The organism is Pseudomonas oryzicola, assembly GCF_014269185.2.
In the GTDB taxonomy this organism is placed as follows: domain Bacteria; phylum Pseudomonadota; class Gammaproteobacteria; order Pseudomonadales; family Pseudomonadaceae; genus Aquipseudomonas; species Aquipseudomonas oryzicola.
In genome coordinates this window covers 816,305-836,314 of sequence record NZ_JABWRZ020000002.1, presented here as the reverse complement: position 1 = coordinate 836,314, position 20,010 = coordinate 816,305, and the positions used below count along the sequence as shown (strand labels likewise).

Annotated in this window: 21 protein-coding genes; all 21 read left to right on the top strand. The window is 58.0% G+C overall.

Going from position 1 to position 20,010, the window contains the following annotated elements; genetic code table 11:
• Positions 1-217: 217 nt before the first annotated feature.
• Positions 218-4,291: a DNA-directed RNA polymerase subunit beta gene (gene rpoB / locus HU760_RS22060; RefSeq protein ID WP_186678991.1), complete on the top strand. Its 4,074-nt coding sequence runs from the start codon at positions 218-220 to the stop codon at positions 4,289-4,291.
• 64 nt (positions 4,292-4,355) lie between these two features.
• A complete protein-coding gene (rpoC, locus tag HU760_RS22055; RefSeq protein WP_170027990.1) occupies positions 4,356-8,555 on the top strand; it encodes a DNA-directed RNA polymerase subunit beta' in 4,200 nt (1,399 codons plus the stop codon).
• A 211-nt stretch (positions 8,556-8,766) separates the two neighbouring features.
• The gene (rpsL, locus tag HU760_RS22050; RefSeq protein WP_003257088.1) at positions 8,767-9,138 is read left to right on the top strand and encodes a 30S ribosomal protein S12; all 372 of its coding nucleotides are present in this window, start codon (positions 8,767-8,769) and stop codon (positions 9,136-9,138) included.
• 106 nt (positions 9,139-9,244) lie between these two features.
• The gene (rpsG, locus tag HU760_RS22045) at positions 9,245-9,715 is read left to right on the top strand and encodes a 30S ribosomal protein S7 (RefSeq protein WP_003246741.1); all 471 of its coding nucleotides are present in this window, start codon (positions 9,245-9,247) and stop codon (positions 9,713-9,715) included.
• A 30-nt stretch (positions 9,716-9,745) separates the two neighbouring features.
• Positions 9,746-11,890 (top strand): elongation factor G, encoded by a 2,145-nt coding sequence (fusA, locus tag HU760_RS22040; protein WP_186678990.1) that lies wholly within the window; start codon positions 9,746-9,748, stop codon positions 11,888-11,890.
• Between the two features lie 30 nt (positions 11,891-11,920).
• Positions 11,921-13,114 (top strand): elongation factor Tu, encoded by a 1,194-nt coding sequence (gene tuf / locus HU760_RS22035; RefSeq protein WP_026144793.1) that lies wholly within the window; start codon positions 11,921-11,923, stop codon positions 13,112-13,114.
• A gap of 141 nt (positions 13,115-13,255) precedes the next feature.
• Positions 13,256-13,567, top strand: a complete 312-nt coding sequence (gene rpsJ / locus HU760_RS22030) for a 30S ribosomal protein S10 (protein WP_003186070.1) — start codon at positions 13,256-13,258, stop codon at positions 13,565-13,567.
• A gap of 80 nt (positions 13,568-13,647) precedes the next feature.
• The gene (gene rplC / locus HU760_RS22025; protein ID WP_003257089.1) at positions 13,648-14,283 is read left to right on the top strand and encodes a 50S ribosomal protein L3; all 636 of its coding nucleotides are present in this window, start codon (positions 13,648-13,650) and stop codon (positions 14,281-14,283) included.
• Between the two features lie 12 nt (positions 14,284-14,295).
• Entirely contained in the window at positions 14,296-14,898 is a 603-nt protein-coding gene (gene rplD / locus HU760_RS22020) for a 50S ribosomal protein L4 (protein WP_008089819.1), read from the top strand.
• The gene (gene rplW / locus HU760_RS22015; protein ID WP_003255484.1) at positions 14,895-15,194 is read left to right on the top strand and encodes a 50S ribosomal protein L23; all 300 of its coding nucleotides are present in this window, start codon (positions 14,895-14,897) and stop codon (positions 15,192-15,194) included. Before rplD ends, rplW begins: the two co-directional genes overlap by 4 nt.
• Positions 15,195-15,208: 14 nt before the next feature.
• Positions 15,209-16,033, top strand: coding sequence for a 50S ribosomal protein L2 (rplB, locus tag HU760_RS22010; RefSeq protein ID WP_170027992.1), 825 nt, complete (start codon positions 15,209-15,211; stop codon positions 16,031-16,033).
• Positions 16,034-16,049: 16 nt separating this feature from the next.
• The gene (rpsS, locus tag HU760_RS22005) at positions 16,050-16,325 is read left to right on the top strand and encodes a 30S ribosomal protein S19 (protein ID WP_003255482.1); all 276 of its coding nucleotides are present in this window, start codon (positions 16,050-16,052) and stop codon (positions 16,323-16,325) included.
• A gap of 11 nt (positions 16,326-16,336) precedes the next feature.
• Positions 16,337-16,669: a 50S ribosomal protein L22 gene (gene rplV / locus HU760_RS22000; protein WP_003103908.1), complete on the top strand. Its 333-nt coding sequence runs from the start codon at positions 16,337-16,339 to the stop codon at positions 16,667-16,669.
• Positions 16,670-16,682: 13 nt separating this feature from the next.
• Positions 16,683-17,369, top strand: a complete 687-nt coding sequence (gene rpsC / locus HU760_RS21995) for a 30S ribosomal protein S3 (protein ID WP_003255481.1) — start codon at positions 16,683-16,685, stop codon at positions 17,367-17,369.
• A 12-nt stretch (positions 17,370-17,381) separates the two neighbouring features.
• Positions 17,382-17,795: a 50S ribosomal protein L16 gene (rplP, locus tag HU760_RS21990; RefSeq protein WP_003255479.1), complete on the top strand. Its 414-nt coding sequence runs from the start codon at positions 17,382-17,384 to the stop codon at positions 17,793-17,795.
• A complete protein-coding gene (rpmC, locus tag HU760_RS21985) occupies positions 17,795-17,986 on the top strand; it encodes a 50S ribosomal protein L29 (RefSeq protein WP_002555481.1) in 192 nt (63 codons plus the stop codon). Before rplP ends, rpmC begins: the two co-directional genes overlap by 1 nt.
• Positions 17,987-17,988: 2 nt before the next feature.
• On the top strand, positions 17,989-18,255 hold the full coding sequence (rpsQ, locus tag HU760_RS21980; protein WP_008089812.1) for a 30S ribosomal protein S17: 267 nt from the start codon (positions 17,989-17,991) through the stop codon (positions 18,253-18,255).
• A gap of 23 nt (positions 18,256-18,278) precedes the next feature.
• Positions 18,279-18,647 carry a 50S ribosomal protein L14 gene (rplN, locus tag HU760_RS21975; RefSeq protein WP_002555479.1) on the top strand — a complete coding sequence of 123 codons (369 nt, stop codon included), beginning with the start codon at positions 18,279-18,281 and terminating at the stop codon, positions 18,645-18,647.
• A gap of 11 nt (positions 18,648-18,658) precedes the next feature.
• Entirely contained in the window at positions 18,659-18,973 is a 315-nt protein-coding gene (gene rplX, locus HU760_RS21970; protein WP_013970637.1) for a 50S ribosomal protein L24, read from the top strand.
• Between the two features lie 20 nt (positions 18,974-18,993).
• Positions 18,994-19,533: a 50S ribosomal protein L5 gene (gene rplE, locus HU760_RS21965; protein WP_003257095.1), complete on the top strand. Its 540-nt coding sequence runs from the start codon at positions 18,994-18,996 to the stop codon at positions 19,531-19,533.
• A 13-nt stretch (positions 19,534-19,546) separates the two neighbouring features.
• Positions 19,547-19,852 (top strand): 30S ribosomal protein S14, encoded by a 306-nt coding sequence (gene rpsN / locus HU760_RS21960; RefSeq protein WP_003255472.1) that lies wholly within the window; start codon positions 19,547-19,549, stop codon positions 19,850-19,852.
• Positions 19,853-20,010: the final 158 nt, after the last annotated feature.

The window sequence follows — 20,010 nt, the reverse complement described above, 5'->3', positions numbered from 1 at the left end:
TCGACCTTGCGACTCCAGTCCGAGCGTTGAGCGAAGGGCTGATGGCTGGTGGCTTATGCCACCGGCCTTTTTCCGTTATTGGTGGTCGGTCAGGCCGGCCCCGATAGCAAGCTGCAAGACACCCATGTGGGTGCGCAAACCAAGGGGTTTGCACGATTTTCTGGCTGCTCCCGCCGGGAGAAGCCAAACAAGCAGGTGACCAAGCTGGGGAACGCTGATGGCTTACTCATACACTGAGAAAAAACGTATCCGCAAGGACTTTAGCAAGTTGCCGGACGTCATGGATGTGCCTTACCTCCTGGCCATCCAGCTGGATTCGTATCGCGAATTCCTGCAAGCGGGAGCATCCAAGGATCAGTTCCGCGACGTCGGCCTGCACGCGGCCTTCAAATCGGTATTTCCGATCATCAGCTACTCCGGCAATGCTGCCCTGGAGTACGTAGGCTATCGCCTGGGCGAACCCGCCTTCGATGTGAAGGAATGTGTCCTGCGTGGCGTGACCTTCGCGGTCCCACTGCGGGTCAAGGTGCGCCTGATCATTTTCGACAAGGAATCGTCGAACAAAGCGATCAAGGACATCAAAGAGCAAGAAGTCTACATGGGTGAAATCCCCCTGATGACTGAAAACGGTACCTTCGTTATCAACGGTACCGAGCGTGTGATCGTTTCCCAGCTGCACCGTTCGCCTGGTGTGTTCTTCGACCACGACCGTGGCAAGACGCACAGCTCCGGCAAGCTGCTGTACTCCGCTCGCATCATCCCTTACCGCGGTTCCTGGCTGGACTTCGAGTTCGACCCGAAGGACTGCGTGTTCGTACGTATCGACCGTCGCCGCAAGCTGCCGGCTTCGGTGCTGCTGCGTGCCCTGGGCTACAGCACTGAAGAAGTGCTGAACACCTTCTACACCACCAACGTCTTCCACATTTCCGGCGAAAAACTCAGCCTGGAACTGGTGCCGCAGCGTCTGCGTGGTGAGGTTGCCGTCATGGACATCCATGACGATACCGGCAAGGTCATTGTCGAGCAGGGCCGTCGTATTACTGCGCGCCACATCAATCAGCTCGAGAAGGCCGGCGTCAAGCAGCTCGACGTTCCAATGGAATACGTCCTGGGCCGCACCACTGCCAAGGCCATCGTGCACCCGGCCACCGGTGAAATCCTGGCCGAATGCAACACCGAGATGACCACTGAGCTGCTGATCAAGGTCGCCAAGGCACAGGTTGTCCGCATCGAGACCCTGTACACCAACGACATCGATTGCGGTCCGTTCATCTCCGACACCCTGAAGATCGACACCACCAGCAATCAGCTGGAAGCTCTGGTCGAGATCTATCGCATGATGCGTCCTGGCGAGCCGCCAACCAAGGATGCAGCCGAGACCCTGTTCAACAACCTGTTCTTCAGCGCCGAGCGTTACGATCTGTCCGCCGTTGGCCGCATGAAGTTCAACCGTCGTATCGGGCGTACCGAGATCGAAGGTTCGGGCGTGCTGAGCAAGGAAGATATCGTCGAGGTTCTGAAGACCCTGGTCGACATCCGTAACGGCAAAGGCATCGTCGACGACATCGACCACCTGGGTAACCGTCGCGTGCGTTGCGTCGGTGAAATGGCCGAGAACCAGTTCCGCGTTGGCCTGGTGCGTGTCGAGCGCGCGGTCAAGGAACGCCTGTCGATGGCGGAAAGCGAAGGCCTGATGCCGCAAGACCTGATCAACGCCAAGCCGGTTGCGGCGGCGGTGAAAGAGTTCTTCGGTTCCAGCCAGCTGTCCCAGTTCATGGACCAGAACAACCCGCTCTCCGAGATCACCCACAAGCGCCGCGTCTCCGCACTCGGCCCAGGTGGTCTGACCCGTGAGCGCGCCGGCTTCGAAGTCCGTGACGTACACCCGACCCACTACGGCCGCGTGTGCCCGATCGAGACTCCTGAAGGTCCGAACATCGGTCTGATCAACTCCCTGGCAGCCTATGCCCGCACCAACCAGTACGGCTTCCTGGAAAGCCCGTACCGCGTGGTGAAGGAAGGCGTGGTCAGCGACGACATCGTGTTCCTGTCGGCCATCGAAGAAGCAGATCACGTCATCGCCCAGGCTTCCGCCGCGATGAACGAGAAGAAGCAGCTGATCGATGAGCTGGTAGCGGTTCGTCACCTGAACGAATTCACCGTCAAGGCGCCGGAAGACGTCACCCTGATGGACGTTTCGCCGAAGCAGGTTGTTTCGGTCGCTGCGTCGCTGATTCCGTTCCTCGAGCACGACGACGCCAACCGTGCATTGATGGGTTCGAACATGCAGCGTCAGGCTGTACCGACCCTGCGCGCCGACAAGCCGCTGGTAGGTACCGGCATGGAGCGCAACGTTGCCCGTGACTCCGGTGTCTGCGTGGTTGCTCGCCGCGGTGGTGTGATCGACTCGGTCGACGCCAGCCGTATCGTTGTCCGCGTTGCCGACGACGAAGTGGAAACCGGCGAAGCAGGTGTGGATATCTACAACCTGACCAAGTACACCCGTTCGAACCAGAACACCTGCATCAACCAGCGTCCGCTGGTCAGCAAGGGTGACAAGGTTCAGCGTGGCGACATCATGGCCGACGGCCCGTCCACCGACATGGGTGAACTGGCACTGGGTCAGAACATGCGCATCGCGTTCATGGCGTGGAACGGCTTCAACTTCGAAGACTCCATCTGCCTGTCCGAGCGTGTGGTTCAGGAAGACCGCTTCACCACTATCCACATCCAGGAACTGACCTGTGTGGCGCGTGACACCAAGCTTGGCCCAGAGGAAATCACTGCGGACATCCCGAACGTGGGTGAAGCCGCACTGAACAAGCTGGACGAAGCCGGTATCGTCTACGTGGGTGCCGAAGTCGGCGCTGGCGACATCCTGGTCGGCAAGGTAACGCCAAAAGGCGAAACCCAGCTGACTCCGGAAGAAAAACTGCTGCGCGCAATCTTCGGTGAGAAGGCCAGCGACGTTAAGGACACCTCCCTGCGCGTGCCAACTGGCACCAAAGGTACCGTCATCGACGTACAGGTCTTCACCCGTGATGGCGTCGAGCGCGATAGCCGCGCCCTGGCCATCGAGAAGATGCAGCTGGACGAGATCCGCAAGGACCTCAACGAAGAGTTCCGCATCGTCGAAGGCGCAACCTTCGAGCGTCTGCGTTCTGCCCTGAACGGCCAGGTGGTCGACGGTGGTGCGGGCCTGAAGAAAGGCACCGTGATCACTGACGAAGTGCTGGACGGTCTGGAGCACGGCCAGTGGTTCAAACTGCGCATGGCCGAAGATGCACTGAACGAGCAGCTGGAAAAGGCTCAGCAGTACATCGTCGACCGTCGCCGTCTGCTGGACGACAAGTTCGAAGACAAGAAGCGCAAGCTGCAGCAGGGCGATGACCTGGCACCGGGCGTACTGAAGATCGTCAAGGTTTACCTGGCAATCCGCCGTCGCATCCAGCCAGGTGACAAGATGGCCGGTCGTCACGGTAACAAGGGTGTTGTCTCGGTGATCATGCCGGTCGAAGACATGCCGCACGATGCCAACGGTACTCCGGTCGACGTCGTACTGAACCCGCTGGGCGTACCTTCGCGTATGAACGTCGGTCAGATCCTCGAAACCCACCTGGGCCTGGCGGCCAAGGGCCTGGGCGAGAAGATCGACCGCATGATCGAAGAGCAGCGCAAGGCCGCTGAACTGCGCGTGTTCCTGACCGAGGTCTACAACGAGATCGGCGGTCGCCAGGAAAACCTGGACGAGTTCACCGACGAAGAGATCATGGCTCTGGCCAACAACCTGAAGAAGGGCGTGCCGATGGCTACCCCGGTCTTCGACGGTGCCAAGGAGCGCGAGATCAAGGCCATGCTGAAGCTGGCCGACCTGCCAGAGAGCGGCCAGATGGTGCTGTTCGACGGCCGTACCGGCAACAAGTTCGAGCGTCCTGTGACCGTTGGTTACATGTACATGCTCAAGCTGAACCACTTGGTGGACGACAAGATGCACGCGCGTTCCACTGGTTCCTATAGCCTGGTTACCCAGCAGCCGCTGGGTGGTAAGGCGCAGTTCGGTGGTCAGCGTTTCGGGGAGATGGAAGTGTGGGCGCTGGAAGCATACGGCGCGGCATACACCCTGCAAGAAATGCTCACAGTGAAGTCGGACGACGTGAACGGCCGTACCAAGATGTACAAGAACATCGTGGATGGCGATCACCGTATGGAGCCGGGCATGCCCGAGTCCTTCAACGTGTTGATCAAAGAGATCCGTTCGCTCGGTATCGATATCGATCTGGAAACCGAATAACACGTGACGCGAAGGGGAGTGGGGCAGGTAATGCCCGCTCCCTGCTCCGCCAGGAGGAAAGGCCTTGAAAGACCTACTGAATTTGCTGAAAAACCAGGGTCAAGTCGAAGAGTTCGACGCCATCCGCATCGGTCTGGCGTCGCCTGAAATGATCCGTTCGTGGTCGTTCGGTGAAGTTAAGAAGCCGGAAACCATCAACTACCGTACGTTCAAGCCTGAACGTGACGGCCTGTTCTGCGCCAAGATCTTTGGCCCAGTCAAGGACTACGAGTGCCTGTGCGGCAAGTACAAGCGCCTCAAGCACCGTGGCGTGATCTGTGAAAAGTGCGGCGTTGAAGTCGCCCTGGCCAAGGTTCGTCGTGAGCGCATGGCGCACATCGAGCTGGCCTCGCCGGTCGCCCACATCTGGTTCCTGAAGTCGCTGCCGTCCCGTATCGGCCTGCTGATGGACATGACCCTGCGTGATATCGAGCGCGTGCTCTACTTCGAGAGCTACGTGGTTATCGACCCGGGCATGACCACCCTGGAAAAGGGCCAGCTGCTGAACGACGAGCAGTACTTCGAAGCGCTGGAAGAGTTCGGTGACGACTTCGACGCCCGCATGGGTGCCGAGGCTGTCCGCGAGCTGCTGCATGCTATCGACCTGGAGCACGAGATCGGTCGCCTGCGCGAAGAGATTCCGCAGACCAACTCGGAAACCAAGATCAAGAAGCTGTCCAAGCGCCTGAAGCTGATGGAAGCGTTCCAGGGTTCGGGCAACCTGCCTGAGTGGATGGTCCTGACCGTCCTGCCAGTATTGCCGCCGGACCTGCGTCCGCTGGTACCACTGGATGGCGGCCGCTTCGCGACCTCCGACCTGAACGACCTGTATCGTCGGGTGATCAACCGTAACAACCGTCTGAAGCGCCTGCTGGATCTGTCGGCGCCGGACATCATCGTGCGCAACGAAAAGCGCATGCTGCAGGAAGCGGTCGACGCCCTGCTGGACAACGGCCGTCGCGGTCGCGCCATCACTGGCTCGAACAAGCGTCCGCTGAAGTCCCTGGCCGACATGATCAAAGGTAAGCAAGGTCGCTTCCGTCAGAACCTGCTCGGTAAGCGTGTGGACTACTCCGGCCGTTCGGTAATTACCGTAGGCCCGACCCTGCGTCTGCACCAGTGCGGTCTGCCGAAGAAGATGGCTCTCGAGCTGTTCAAGCCGTTCATTTTCGGCAAGCTGGAAATGCGTGGTCTGGCGACCACCATCAAGGCTGCCAAGAAGATGGTCGAGCGTGAGCTGCCAGAGGTGTGGGACGTGCTCGCCGAGGTGATCCGCGAACACCCCGTGCTGCTCAACCGCGCACCGACCCTGCACCGTCTGGGTATCCAGGCCTTTGAACCGGTTCTGATCGAAGGCAAGGCTATTCAGCTGCACCCGCTGGTCTGTGCCGCGTACAACGCCGACTTCGACGGTGACCAGATGGCCGTTCACGTGCCACTGACCCTGGAAGCCCAGCTCGAAGCGCGCGCGCTGATGATGTCGACCAACAACATCCTGTCGCCAGCCAACGGTGAGCCAATCATCGTTCCGTCGCAGGACGTGGTACTGGGTCTGTACTACATGACCCGTGAAGCCATCAACGCCAAGGGCGAAGGTCGCGTATTCGCCGACCTGCAGGAAGTCGACCGCGTATTCCGCGCCGGCGAGGCTGCCCTGCACGCGAAAATCAAGGTTCGTATCAACGAAACCGTGAAAGAGCGTGACGGTTCCGTGGTCAAGAACACCCGCATCGTCGACACCACCGTCGGCCGTGCGCTGCTGTTCCAGGTTGTGCCGGCAGGCCTGCCGTACGACGTGGTCAACCAGCCGATGAAGAAAAAGGCGATCTCCAAGCTGATCAACCAGTGCTACCGCGTGGTTGGTCTGAAAGAGACCGTTATCTTCGCTGACCAGCTGATGTACACCGGTTTCGCTTACTCGACCATTTCTGGCGTTTCCATCGGTGTTAACGACTTCGTTATCCCGGACGAGAAAGCCCGCATCATCGGTACCGCTACCGACGAAGTGAAGGAAATCGAGAGCCAGTACGCCTCCGGCCTGGTAACCCAGGGCGAGAAGTACAACAAGGTCATCGACTTGTGGTCGAAGGCGAACGACGAAGTGTCCAAGGCGATGATGGCCAACCTCTCGAAAGAGAAGGTCATCGACCGCGAGGGCAAGGAAGTCGAGCAAGAATCCTTCAACTCGATGTACATGATGGCTGACTCCGGTGCGCGTGGTTCCGCAGCCCAGATCCGTCAGCTGGCCGGTATGCGTGGCCTGATGGCCAAGCCGGACGGCTCGATCATCGAGACGCCGATCACGGCGAACTTCCGTGAAGGCCTGAGCGTTCTGCAGTACTTCATTTCGACCCACGGTGCTCGTAAGGGTCTGGCGGATACCGCACTGAAGACTGCGAACTCCGGTTACCTGACTCGTCGTCTGGTAGACGTTGCCCAGGATCTGGTGGTTACCGAGATCGACTGTGGCACCGACCAGGGCCTGCTGATGACTCCGCACATCGAAGGCGGCGACGTTGTAGAGCCGTTGGGCGAGCGTGTACTGGGTCGTGTCATCGCCCGTGACGTGTTCAAGCCAGGCACCGAGGACGTCATCGTTCCGGCCGGTACCCTGGTTGACGAGAAGTGGGTCGAGTTCATCGAGCTGAACAGCATCGACGAAGTGGTCGTGCGTTCGCCGATCAACTGCGAAACCCGCTACGGCATCTGCGCCAAGTGCTACGGTCGTGACCTGGCCCGTGGTCACCAGGTGAACATCGGTGAGGCTGTCGGCGTTATCGCTGCGCAGTCGATCGGTGAGCCGGGTACCCAGCTGACCATGCGTACGTTCCACATCGGTGGTGCTGCAAGCCGTACCTCGGCTGCCGACAGCGTCCAGGTGAAGAATGGCGGTATGGTCCGTCTGCACAACCTGAAGCAGGTTGAGCGTGCCGATGGCAACCTGGTTGCCGTATCGCGTTCGGGCGAGCTGGCCATTGCCGACGAATTCGGTCGTGAGCGTGAGCGTTACAAGCTGCCTTACGGTGCGGTGATTTCGGTCAAGGAAGGTGAAAAGGTCGAAGCTGGCGCCATCGTCGCCAAGTGGGACCCGCACACCCACCCGATCGTTACCGAGCTGAAAGGTACCGTGACCTTCGTGGGCATGGAAGAAGGCATCACCATCAAGCGTCAGACCGACGAACTGACCGGTTTGACCAACATTGAGGTGCTGGACGTCAAGGATCGCCCTGCCGCTGGTAAGGAAATCCGTCCGGCAATCAAGATGGTCGACGCTTCTGGCAAGGACCTGTACCTGCCAGGTACCGACGTACCTGCCCAGTACTTCCTGCCGGCCAACGCCCTTGTCGGTGTGGCTGACGGTGCGCAGATCGGTGTTGGTGACGTTATCGCGCGTATCCCGCAAGAAACGTCGAAGACCCGTGACATCACCGGTGGTCTGCCGCGCGTTGCCGACCTGTTCGAAGCGCGCCGTCCGAAAGAAGCCTCGATTCTGGCTGAAGTCAGCGGCACCATCGCCTTCGGCAAGGAAACCAAAGGCAAGCGTCGTCTGGTCATTACCCCGACCGATGGCAGCGAGCCGTACGAAGAGCTGATTCCGAAGTGGCGTCACCTGAACGTCTTCGAAGGCGAACAGGTAAACCGCGGCGAAGTTATCTCCGACGGCCCGAGCGATCCGCACGACATCCTGCGTCTGCTGGGTGTGAGCGCGCTGGCGAAGTACATCGTCAACGAAATCCAGGACGTTTACCGTCTGCAGGGCGTGAAGATCAACGACAAGCACATCGAGACCATCCTGCGTCAGATGCTGCGCAAGGTCGAGATCACCGAGTCGGGTGATTCCAGCTTCATCAAGGGCGACCAGATGGAACTGACCCAGGTGCTGGTAGAGAACGAGCGTCTCGCCGCCGAGGACAAGTTCGTCTCCAAGTTCACCCGCGTGCTGCTGGGTATCACCAAGGCCTCGCTGTCGACCGAGTCGTTCATCTCCGCGGCTTCCTTCCAGGAAACTACCCGCGTACTGACCGAAGCGGCGGTAACCGGCAAGCGCGACTACCTGCGCGGCCTGAAAGAGAACGTGGTCGTGGGTCGTCTGATCCCGGCCGGTACTGGTCTGGCCTACCACAGCGAGCGCAAGCGCCGCCGTGACGCCGACAAGCCGCTGCGTGTTAGCGCCAGTGAGGTGGAAGCCGCACTGACCGAAGCGCTGAACTCCAGCGGTAACTAAGTACAGGGCAGGGCCCCGGCGCATCTCGCAAGGCCATCGGCGACATCAATTGTTGCCGATGACCGGGCGGGGAGGGCCGGGGCCTCGTCTTGACTGGGTGCAAGATCCTCTTTAGACTTTTGTACCCTTAAATTTGGTGAGGCTCCGTCTCGCCAATTTTTGGCTTTCTTGCAAGACAATAGCGTCGCAAGACAATCAGTGGAGCTAGTAGATGGCAACTATCAACCAGCTGGTACGTCAGCCGCGTAAGCGTACCGTCGAGAAATCCGACGTACCTGCGCTGCAGAACTGCCCGCAGCGTCGTGGCGTGTGCACCCGTGTGTACACCACCACGCCGAAAAAACCTAACTCGGCACTGCGTAAAGTATGCCGTGTGCGTCTGACCAACGGTTTCGAGGTTTCCTCGTACATCGGTGGTGAAGGCCACAACCTGCAAGAGCACAGCGTCGTCCTGATCCGTGGCGGCCGTGTAAAAGACTTGCCAGGTGTTCGTTACCACACCGTTCGCGGCTCTCTGGATACTTCGGGCGTTAAAGGCCGTAACCAGGGTCGTTCGAAGTACGGTACCAAGCGTCCGAAGTAATCGGTCGTTTGCAGACATCCATTTATTTGAGTCGATAAGAGTAAGGTCGGGCAGGGGTCGAGAGACCTGGTCCCGGGCTAACCTGAAGACCGTTTGAGGGCTTATCATGCCAAGACGTCGTGTAGCAGCAAAACGTGAGATCCTTGACGATCCGAAGTACGGATCCCAGATTCTCGCCAAGTTCATGAACCACGTGATGGAAAGCGGCAAGAAGGCCGTAGCCGAGCGCATCGTTTACGGTGCCCTGGATACCGTCAAAGCACGCAAGAACAGCGACCCCCTGGAAATCTTCGAGAAAGCTCTCGACGCCATCGCTCCGCTGGTCGAAGTTAAGTCCCGCCGTGTCGGCGGTGCCACTTACCAGGTTCCGGTTGAAGTTCGTCCATCCCGTCGTAACGCTCTGGCAATGCGCTGGCTCGTAGACTACGCCCGCAAGCGCGGCGAGAAGTCGATGGCCCTGCGCCTGGCCGGCGAACTGCTGGATGCTGCTGAAGGCAAGGGTGCTGCAGTCAAGAAGCGTGAAGACGTGCACCGTATGGCCGAAGCCAACAAAGCGTTCTCGCACTACCGCTTCTAATTCAAGCATCAATCATTTTGCGAGGGCTTTATGGCTCGTACTACAGCAATTAACCGCTACCGTAACATCGGTATTTGCGCCCACGTTGACGCGGGCAAGACTACCACTACCGAGCGGATCCTGTTCTACACAGGTCTGAGCCACAAGATGGGCGAGGTGCACGACGGCGCCGCGACCACCGACTGGATGGTGCAGGAGCAGGAGCGCGGTATCACCATTACCTCCGCTGCCGTTACCACCTTCTGGAAAGGTTCCCGTGGTCAGTACGACAACTACCGCGTAAACGTCATCGATACCCCCGGCCACGTTGACTTCACCATTGAAGTAGAGCGTTCGCTGCGCGTACTCGACGGCGCGGTCGTTGTGTTCTGCGGTACCTCCGGCGTTGAGCCGCAGTCCGAAACCGTATGGCGTCAGGCCAACAAGTACGGCGTTCCACGTGTTGTCTACGTGAACAAGATGGACCGTGCCGGTGCCAACTTCCTGCGCGTTGTCGGCCAGATCAAGAACCGCCTGGGTCACACCCCGGTTCCGGTCCAGCTGGCTATCGGTGCAGAAGACGACTTCCAGGGTCAGGTCGACCTGATCAAGATGAAAGCCATCTACTGGAACGAAGACGACAAGGGCACCACCTACCGCGAGGAAGAGATTCCTGCCGAGCTGGTTGACCTGGCCAACGAATGGCGCAGCAACATGGTCGAGGCAGCTGCCGAAGCCAATGAAGAGCTGATGAACAAGTACCTTGAAGAAGGTGACCTGTCCGTCGAAGACATCAAGGCTGGTCTGCGCGCCCGTACTCTGGCGAGCGAGATCGTTCCTGCTGTCTGCGGCTCCTCGTTCAAGAACAAGGGCGTGCCCCTGGTTCTCGACGCCGTTATCGACTACCTGCCGGCTCCGACCGAGATCCCTGCAATCAAGGGTATCAATCCGGACGACGCCGACCTGGCCAAGGACGACCCGGCTGTTCGCCAGGACGAGCGTCACGCCGACGACAACGAGCCGTTCTCGGCTCTGGCGTTCAAGATCGCTACCGACCCGTTCGTAGGTACCCTGACCTTCGTTCGCGTCTACTCGGGCGTTCTGAGCTCCGGTGACTCGGTCATCAACTCGGTAAAAGGCAAGAAAGAGCGCGTTGGTCGTATGGTGCAGATGCACGCCAACCAGCGTGAAGAGATCAAGGAAGTACGCGCTGGCGACATCGCGGCCCTGATCGGCATGAAGGACGTTACCACTGGTGAAACCCTGTGCGACGCCGACAAGCCAATCATCCTTGAGCGTATGGACTTCCCTGAGCCGGTAATTTCCCTGTCGGTTGAGCCGAAGACCAAGCAAGACCAGGAAAAGATGGGTATCGCTCTGGGCAAGCTGGCCCAGGAAGACCCGTCGTTCCGCGTCAAGACCGACGAAGAAACCGGCCAGACCATCATCTCCGGTATGGGTGAGCTGCACCTGGACATCATCGTTGACCGCATGAAGCGCGAGTTCAACGTTGAGGCCAACATCGGCAAGCCGCAGGTTTCCTACCGCGAGAAGATCACCAAGTCTGGTGTCGAGATCGAAGGTAAGTTCGTTCGTCAGTCCGGTGGTCGTGGTCAGTTCGGTCACTGCTGGATCCGCTTCTCCGAGCCGGATCAGGACGAAAAAGGCAACATCACCGAAGGCCTGGTCTTCACCAACGAAGTCGTTGGCGGTGTGGTTCCCAAGGAATACATCCCGGCGATCCAGAAGGGTATCGAAGAGCAGATGAAGAACGGCGTTGTTGCCGGCTATCCTCTGATCGGTCTGAAGGCTACCGTGTTCGACGGTTCGTACCACGACGTCGACTCCAACGAGATGGCGTTCAAGATCGCGGCCTCCATGGCGACCAAGCAGCTGGCCCAGAAGGGCGGCGGTGTTGTGCTTGAGCCGATCATGAAGGTTGAGGTAGTAACCCCTGAGGACTACATGGGTGACGTGATGGGTGACCTGAACCGTCGTCGTGGTCTGATCCAGGGTATGGATGACTCGGTTTCCGGCAAGGTTATCCGTGCAGAAGTCCCGCTGGGAGAGATGTTCGGTTATGCGACCGACGTTCGTTCCATGTCTCAGGGTCGCGCAAGCTACTCCATGGAATTCTCCAAGTACTCCGAAGCTCCGTCGAACATCGTCGAAGCACTCGTTAAAAAACAAGGCTAATCCAGCCCTTTAGGCAAGAGGTTCACTGTCGTGGCTAAAGAAAAATTTGATCGTTCCCTTCCCCACGTTAACGTCGGCACCATCGGCCACGTTGACCACGGTAAGACCACTCTGACCGCAGCTCTGACTCGCGTCTGCTCCGAAGTATTCGGTTCGGCAGTCGTTGAGTTCGACAAGATCGACTCGGCTCCGGAAGAAAAAGCGCGCGGTATCACCATCAACACCGCTCACGTCGAGTACAACTCGAACATTCGTCACTACGCTCACGTTGACTGCCCAGGTCACGCTGACTACGTGAAGAACATGATCACCGGTGCTGCCCAGATGGACGGCGCGATCCTGGTTTGCTCGGCCGCCGATGGTCCGATGCCACAAACCCGTGAGCACATCCTGCTGTCCCGTCAGGTAGGCGTTCCGTACATCGTGGTCTTCCTGAACAAGGCTGACCTGGTAGACGACGCCGAGCTGCTGGAACTGGTCGAGATGGAAGTTCGCGACCTGCTGTCCACCTACGACTTCCCAGGCGACGACACCCCGATCATCATCGGTTCGGCTCGTATGGCGCTGGAAGGCAAAGACGACAACGAAATGGGCACTACCGCTGTCAAGAAGCTGGTAGAAACTCTGGATGCCTACATCCCTGAGCCAGTTCGTGCCATCGACCAGCCATTCCTGATGCCGATCGAAGACGTATTCTCGATCTCGGGTCGTGGTACCGTTGTTACTGGCCGTATCGAGCGTGGTATCGTCAAGGTTCAAGACCCGCTGGAAATCGTTGGTCTGCGTGACACCACCACCACCACCTGCACCGGTGTTGAAATGTTCCGCAAGCTGCTGGACGAAGGCCGTGCTGGCGAGAACTGCGGCGTTCTGCTGCGTGGTACCAAGCGTGACGACGTTGAGCGTGGCCAGGTTCTGGTCAAGCCAGGTTCGGTCAAGCCGCACACCAAGTTCACCGCAGAAGTCTACGTCCTGTCGAAGGAAGAAGGCGGTCGTCACACTCCGTTCTTCAAAGGCTACCGTCCTCAGTTCTACTTCCGTACCACTGACGTGACCGGTAACTGCGAACTGCCGGAAGGCGTTGAAATGGTAATGCCAGGTGACAACATTCAGATGACTGTTACCCTGATCAAGACCATCGCAATGGAAGACGGTCTGCGCTTCGCTATCCGTGAAGGCGGTCGTACCGTCGGCGCCGGCGTCGTAGCAAAAATCATCGAGTAATCACTCGACCGATTGAAAAAACCCCCGCTCAGCGGGGGTTTTTTTTATTGGGTTGACACTAAATGGGGGCGTCTATAGAATCACGCCTCCTTTTAGCGGGCGTAGTGCGCCCGTTGGGAACAGCCTGGAGTCTGAAATCCAATGCAAAATCAGCAAATCCGTATCAGGTTGAAGGCTTTCGACCATCGCCTGATCGACCAATCCACCCAGGAAATCGTGGAAACCGCGAAACGTACTGGTGCACAAGTGCGTGGTCCAATTCCACTGCCTACCCGCAAAGAGCGTTTCACCGTTCTGGTTTCCCCGCACGTCAACAAAGACGCGCGTGACCAGTACGAGATCCGCACTCATAAGCGTGTTCTGGACATCGTCCAGCCAACGGATAAAACCGTTGACGCGCTGATGAAGCTTGATCTGGCGGCAGGTGTGGAAGTACAGATCAGCCTCGGCTAAGACTTCGGTCTGGTCGTGTAACGCTCTGAAATGGGCGGCCATAGCGGGTGAAAGCCCCGTACACTCATGAGGTTTACAACATGACTATTGGTGTAATCGGTCGCAAGTGCGGTATGACCCGCATTTTCACCGAAGAAGGTGTCTCCATTCCGGTCACGGTCATCGAGATCGAGCCGAATCGCGTCACCCAGTTCAAAACTGAAGAAACCGATGGCTACCGTGCAGTGCAAGTCACTGTCGGCGAGCGTCGTGCTTCGCGTGTGACTGCCGCTCAGGCAGGCCACTTCGCCAAGGCCAACGTTGCCGCTGGTCGCGGTGTCTGGGAGTTCCGTCTTGAAGAAGGCGATTTCCAGGCTGGCGATCTGATCAAAGCTGAACTCTTCACTGCAGGCCAGCTGGTAGACGTTACTGGTCAGTCCAAAGGTAAAGGCTTCGCCGGTACCATCAAGCGCTGGAACTTCCGTGGCCAGGACAACACCCACGGTAACTCCGTGTCGCACCGTGTCCCAGGTTCCATCGGCCAGTGCCAGACTCCTGGTCGTGTGTTCAAGGGCAAGAAAATGTCCGGTCACATGGGCGCCGAGCGCGTGACTGTTCAGTCCCTGGAAGTAGTTCGCGTAGACGCTGAACGCAACCTGCTGCTGGTCAAGGGTGCCGTTCCAGGCGCTACTGGCGGCGACGTGGTTGTACGTCCAGCTGTCAAGGCTCGCGGTTAAGGGGAAACTGACATGCAACTCAATGTAAATGACGCTCAGGCGATCGAAGTTTCCGAACTGACTTTCGGTGGCGAATTCAACGAGACGCTGGTACACCAAGCAGTCGTGGCCTACATGGCCGGCGGCCGTCAGGGCACCAAGCAGCAGAAGACCCGTTCCGACGTGGCTGGTGGCGGTAAGCGCCCATGGCGTCAGAAGGGTACTGGCCGTGCTCGTGCTGGTACCACTCGTGGTCCGATCTGGCGTGGCGGTGGTGTAACCTTCGCAGCTCGCCCTCAAGATCACTCGCAGAAGCTCAACAAGAAGATGTATCGCGCAGCCCTGCGCTCCATCCTCGCTGAGCTGGTGCGTAGCGACCGTCTGGTCGTGGTTCAGGACTTCGCTGTTGAAGCACCGAAAACCAAAGATCTGCTGAACAAGCTGAACGGCATGGGTCTGAACGACGTACTGATCGTTTCCGACGCTGTTGATCAGAACCTGTACCTGGCTGCTCGCAACCTGCCGCACGTCGACGTACGTGACGTACAAGGTTCCGACCCGGTCAGTCTGATCGCATACGAGAAAGTGTTGATCACTGTCTCGGCCGTGAAGAAATTCGAGGAGCTGCTGGGATGAACCAGGAACGCGTATTTAAAGTCCTCCTTGGCCCGCACGTTTCCGAGAAGGCTACCGTTCTGGCTGAGAAAAAAGGCCAGTTCGTATTCAAGGTTGCTACCGATGCAACCAAGCTGGAAATCAAGAAAGCTGTCGAAGGCCTGTTCAACGTAAAAGTTGAAAACGTGTCGACCGTTAACGTTCTGGGTAAAACCAAGCGTACCGCACGTGGTCTGGGCAAGCGTAATGACTGGAAGAAGGCGATCGTCTCCCTTCAGCCAGGCCAAGATCTCGATTTCAGCAGCAGTGCTGAGTAAGGAAGGGGTGCATCATGGCAATCGTTAAATGCAAACCGACTTCCCCTGGCCGCCGTTTCGTGGTCAAGGTGGTCAACCAGGAGCTGCACAAAGGCGCTCCTCACGCACCGCTGATCGAGAAGAAATCGAAGTCTGGTGGTCGTAACAACAATGGCCGCATCACCACTCGTCACGTTGGTGGTGGTCATAAGCAGCATTACCGTCTGGTCGACTTCCGTCGCAACGACAAAGATGGCATCCCAGCCACTGTCGAGCGTATCGAATACGACCCGAACCGTACTGCTCACATCGCCCTGCTGTGCTACGCAGACGGTGAGCGTCGCTACATCATCGCCCCTAAAGGCGTGAGCGCTGGCGACCAGCTGATCGCAGGTGCCCTGGCCCCAATCAAGGCCGGTAACTCCCTGCAGCTGCGCAACATTCCAGTAGGTAGCACCGTTCACGGCATCGAACTGAAGCCGGGTAAAGGTGCTCAGATCGCTCGTTCCGCTGGTGCTTCGGCTCAGCTGATCGCTCGCGAAGGTGTCTACGTGACCCTGCGTCTGCGCTCTGGTGAAATGCGTAAAGTCCTGGCTGAGTGCCGTGCGACCCTGGGCGAAGTCTCGAACTCCGAGCACAGCCTGCGTTCGCTGGGTAAAGCTGGTGCCAAACGCTGGCGCGGCGTTCGCCCAACCGTTCGTGGTGTTGCCATGAACCCGGTTGACCACCCACACGGTGGTGGTGAAGGTCGTACCTCCGGTGGTCGTCATCCGGTATCGCCATGGGGCTTCCCAACCAAGGGTGCGAAGACCCGTGGTAATAAGCGTACCGACAACATGATCGTCCGTCGTCGCAAGTAACTAGAGGGATACGACAGTGCCACGTTCTCTGAAAAAAGGTCCTTTTATCGATCTTCACCTGCTGAAGAAGGTCGAAGTGGCGGTGGAGAAGAACGATCGCAAGCCAGTTAAAACCTGGTCGCGCCGTTCGATGATCCTGCCACAAATGGTCGGTCTGACCATCGCGGTACACAACGGTCGTCAACATGTCCCAGTTCTGGTGAACGAAGACATGGTCGGCCACAAACTGGGCGAGTTCGCCGGTACCCGCACCTACCGCGGGCACGTGGCTGACAAGAAAGCCAAGCGTTAAGGGGTAAGGAAATGGAAGTAGCCGCTAAGTTGTCGGGCGCTCGCATCTCCGCCCAGAAAGCCCGCTTGGTCGCCGACCAGATCCGCGGGAAGAAGGTGGGCGAAGCGCTCAACCTGTTGGCCTTCAGCAGCAAAAAAGCCGCTGAAATCATGAAGAAAGTCCTCGAGTCGGCCGTAGCCAACGCCGAACACAACGAAGGCGCAGACGTTGATGACCTGAAGGTCTCCACCGTCTTCGTCAACGAAGGGCGTTCGCTGAAGCGCATCATGCCACGTGCCAAAGGCCGTGCTGATCGCATCGTCAAGCGGTCTTGCCATATCACTGTCAAGGTTGCGGACAAGTAACGGAGTCGATCAGATGGGTCAGAAAGTACATCCCACTGGCATTCGCCTGGGAATCGTCAAGGAGCACACCTCCGTCTGGTACGCAGACGGTGCTACTTACGCAGATTACCTGTTGAAGGATCTGAAAACGCGTGAGTACCTCCAGGACAAACTAAAAAGCGCGTCCGTAAGCCGTATCGATATTCATCGTCCGGCTCAAACTGCACGCATCACCATCCACACCGCTCGTCCCGGTATCGTTATCGGTAAGAAAGGTGAAGATGTCGAGAAGCTGCGTCAGGACCTGACCAAGCAGATGGGTGTGCCTGTGCACATCAACATCGAAGAGATCCGCAAGCCGGAACTCGACGCCATGCTGGTTGCGCAGAGCGTAGCTCAGCAGCTGGAACGCCGCGTAATGTTCCGTCGCGCCATGAAGCGCGCCGTACAGAACGCCATGCGTATTGGTGCCAAGGGCATCAAGATCCAGGTGAGCGGTCGTCTCGGCGGTGCTGAGATTGCTCGTACCGAGTGGTATCGCGAAGGTCGTGTGCCTCTGCACACCCTGCGTGCCGATATCGACTACAACACCTACGAAGCTCACACCACTTACGGTGTGATCGGTGTGAAGGTTTGGATCTTCAAAGGCGAAGTGATTGGTGGTCGCCAAGAAGAACTGAAACCACAAGCACCAGCGCCTCGTAAAAAAGCTGCTAAGTAAGGGGTACGCCAAATGTTGCAACCAAAGCGTACAAAATTCCGCAAGCAGATGACTGGCCACAACCGTGGTCTGGCACTGCGCGGTAGCAAAGTCAGCTTCGGCGAGTTCGCCCTGAAAGCTGTTGCTCGCGGTCGCCTCACCGCTCGCCAGATCGAGTCCGCACGTCGTGCGCTGACCCGTCACGTTAAGCGTGGCGGTAAGATCTGGATCCGTGTGTTCCCGGACAAGCCGATCTCCAAGAAGCCTCTCGAGGTTCGTATGGGTAAAGGTAAGGGCTCCGTGGAATACTGGGTTGCCCAGATTCAGCCAGGCAAAGTCCTGTATGAAATCGAAGGTGTTTCTGAAGAGCTGGCGCGCGAAGCTTTCGCCCTGGCTGCTGCAAAGCTGCCTCTCGCCACCTCCTTTGTTAAGCGGACGGTGATGTGATGAAAGCGAATGAACTTCGTGAAAAATCGGCACAGCAACTGAATGAGCAACTGCTCGGCTTGCTGCGCGACCAGTTCAATCTGCGTATGCAGAAAGCAACTGGCCAGTTGGGGCAGTCGCACCTGCTCTCGCAAGTTAAGCGTGACATCGCTCGCGTGAAAACTGTGCTCAACCAGCAGGCAGGTAAGTGATCATGGCTGAAGCTGAAAAAACCGTCCGTACGCTGACTGGCCGTGTCGTCAGCGACAAAATGGACAAGACCATCACCGTTCTGATCGAGCGTCGCGTAAAGCACCCGATCTACGGTAAATACGTTAAGCGTTCGACTAAGCTGCACGCGCACGACGAATCCAATCAGTGCAAAATCGGCGACAAGGTTTCCATCCGTGAAACCCGTCCGCTGGCCAAGACCAAGTCCTGGGCACTGGTTGAAGTCCTCGAACGCGCTGTTGAAGTCTAAGGGCTAAGGGTCGGAGAAATTTTATGATTCAGACTCAATCCATGCTCGATGTGGCCGATAACAGCGGCGCTCGTCGCGTCATGTGCATCAAGGTACTCGGCGGTTCGCACCGCCGTTATGCCGGCATCGGTGACATCATCAAAGTAACCGTCAAGGAAGCAATTCCGCGCGGCAAGGTCAAGAAAGGCCAGGTGATGACCGCTGTTGTCGTCCGCACCCGTCACGGTGTTCGTCGCGCCGACGGTTCCATCATTCGTTTCGACGGCAACGCTGCTGTTCTGCTGAACAACAAGCAAGAGCCGATCGGCACTCGCATCTTCGGGCCAGTGACCCGTGAACTTCGTACCGAGAAGTTCATGAAGATCGTCTCGCTCGCCCCTGAAGTGCTGTAAGGAGATCCGACATGCAAAAGATTCGTCGTGACGACGAGATCATCGTGATCGCCGGCAAAGACAAGGGTAAGCGCGGTAAGGTGCTGAAGGTTCTGGCTGACAACCGTCTGGTTGTTGGTGGTGTGAACCTGGTCAAGCGTCATACCAAGCCTAACCCGATGGCGGGCGTACAGGGCGGTATCGTCGAGAAAGAAGCGCCTCTGCACGCTTCCAACGTTGCCATCTTCAACGGCGAAACCAACAAGGCTGACCGCGTTGGTTTCAAAGTAGAAGACGGTAAAAAAATTCGTGTCTTCAAGTCGACCCAAAAAGCGGTTGATGCTTGAACACTGCTAGGTAGAAGACCATGGCACGACTGAAAGAGATTTACCGGAACGAAATCGCTCCCAAGCTTAAGGAAGAACTTAAGCTGTCGAACGTGATGGAAGTTCCGCGCGTTACCAAGATCACCCTGAACATGGGTCTGGGCGAAGCGATCGGCGACAAGAAAGTCATCGAGCACGCTGTTGCCGACCTGGAAAAGATCACCGGTCAAAAGCCGGTCGTGACTTTCGCTCGTAAATCCATCGCGGGCTTCAAAGTCCGTGAGGGCTGGCCGATCGGTGTCAAGGTGACCCTGCGTCGCGACAAGATGTACGAATTCCTGGACCGCCTGCTGGCGATCTCCCTGCCTCGGGTACGCGACTTCCGCGGCCTGAATGCCAAGTCCTTCGATGGTCGTGGCAACTACAGCATGGGCGTGAAAGAGCAGATCATCTTCCCGGAAATCGACTACGACAAGATCGATGCTCTGCGCGGTTTGGACATCACCCTGACCACCACTGCTCGTTCGGACGACGAAGGCCGCGCTCTGCTGCGTGCTTTCAAGTTCCCGTTCCGCAACTGATTGGAGTAGGAAAATGGCCAAGAAGAGCATGAAAAACCGCGAGCTGAAGCGTCAGCTCACGGTAGCCAAGTTCGCTAAGAAGCGTGCTGAGCTGAAAGCGACCATCGTCAACCTGAACGCTTCTCCTGAAGAGCGTTTCGCTGCCGTTGTCGCTCTGCAGAAGCAGCCACGTGACGCTAGCGCCTCGCGCCTGCGCAACCGTTGCCGCCTGACCGGTCGTCCTCACGGTGTATACCGTAAGTTCGGCCTGGGCCGTAACATGCTGCGTCAAGCTGCAATGCGCGGTGACGTACCAGGTCTGGTCAAGGCCTCCTGGTAATCGCTGCCGGTGTGATCCCGGTGGAAGGGGAGCAATCTTCCGACCGCCGGTGACCTCGCCAACAAACAAGCCCCTATATGGGGCTTGTTTCGTTTCTGCCTTGTGTCTAGAATGACCGGCTCACCTGAGCCTGGGTTTTTTGCCCTGCCTGCTCAGGT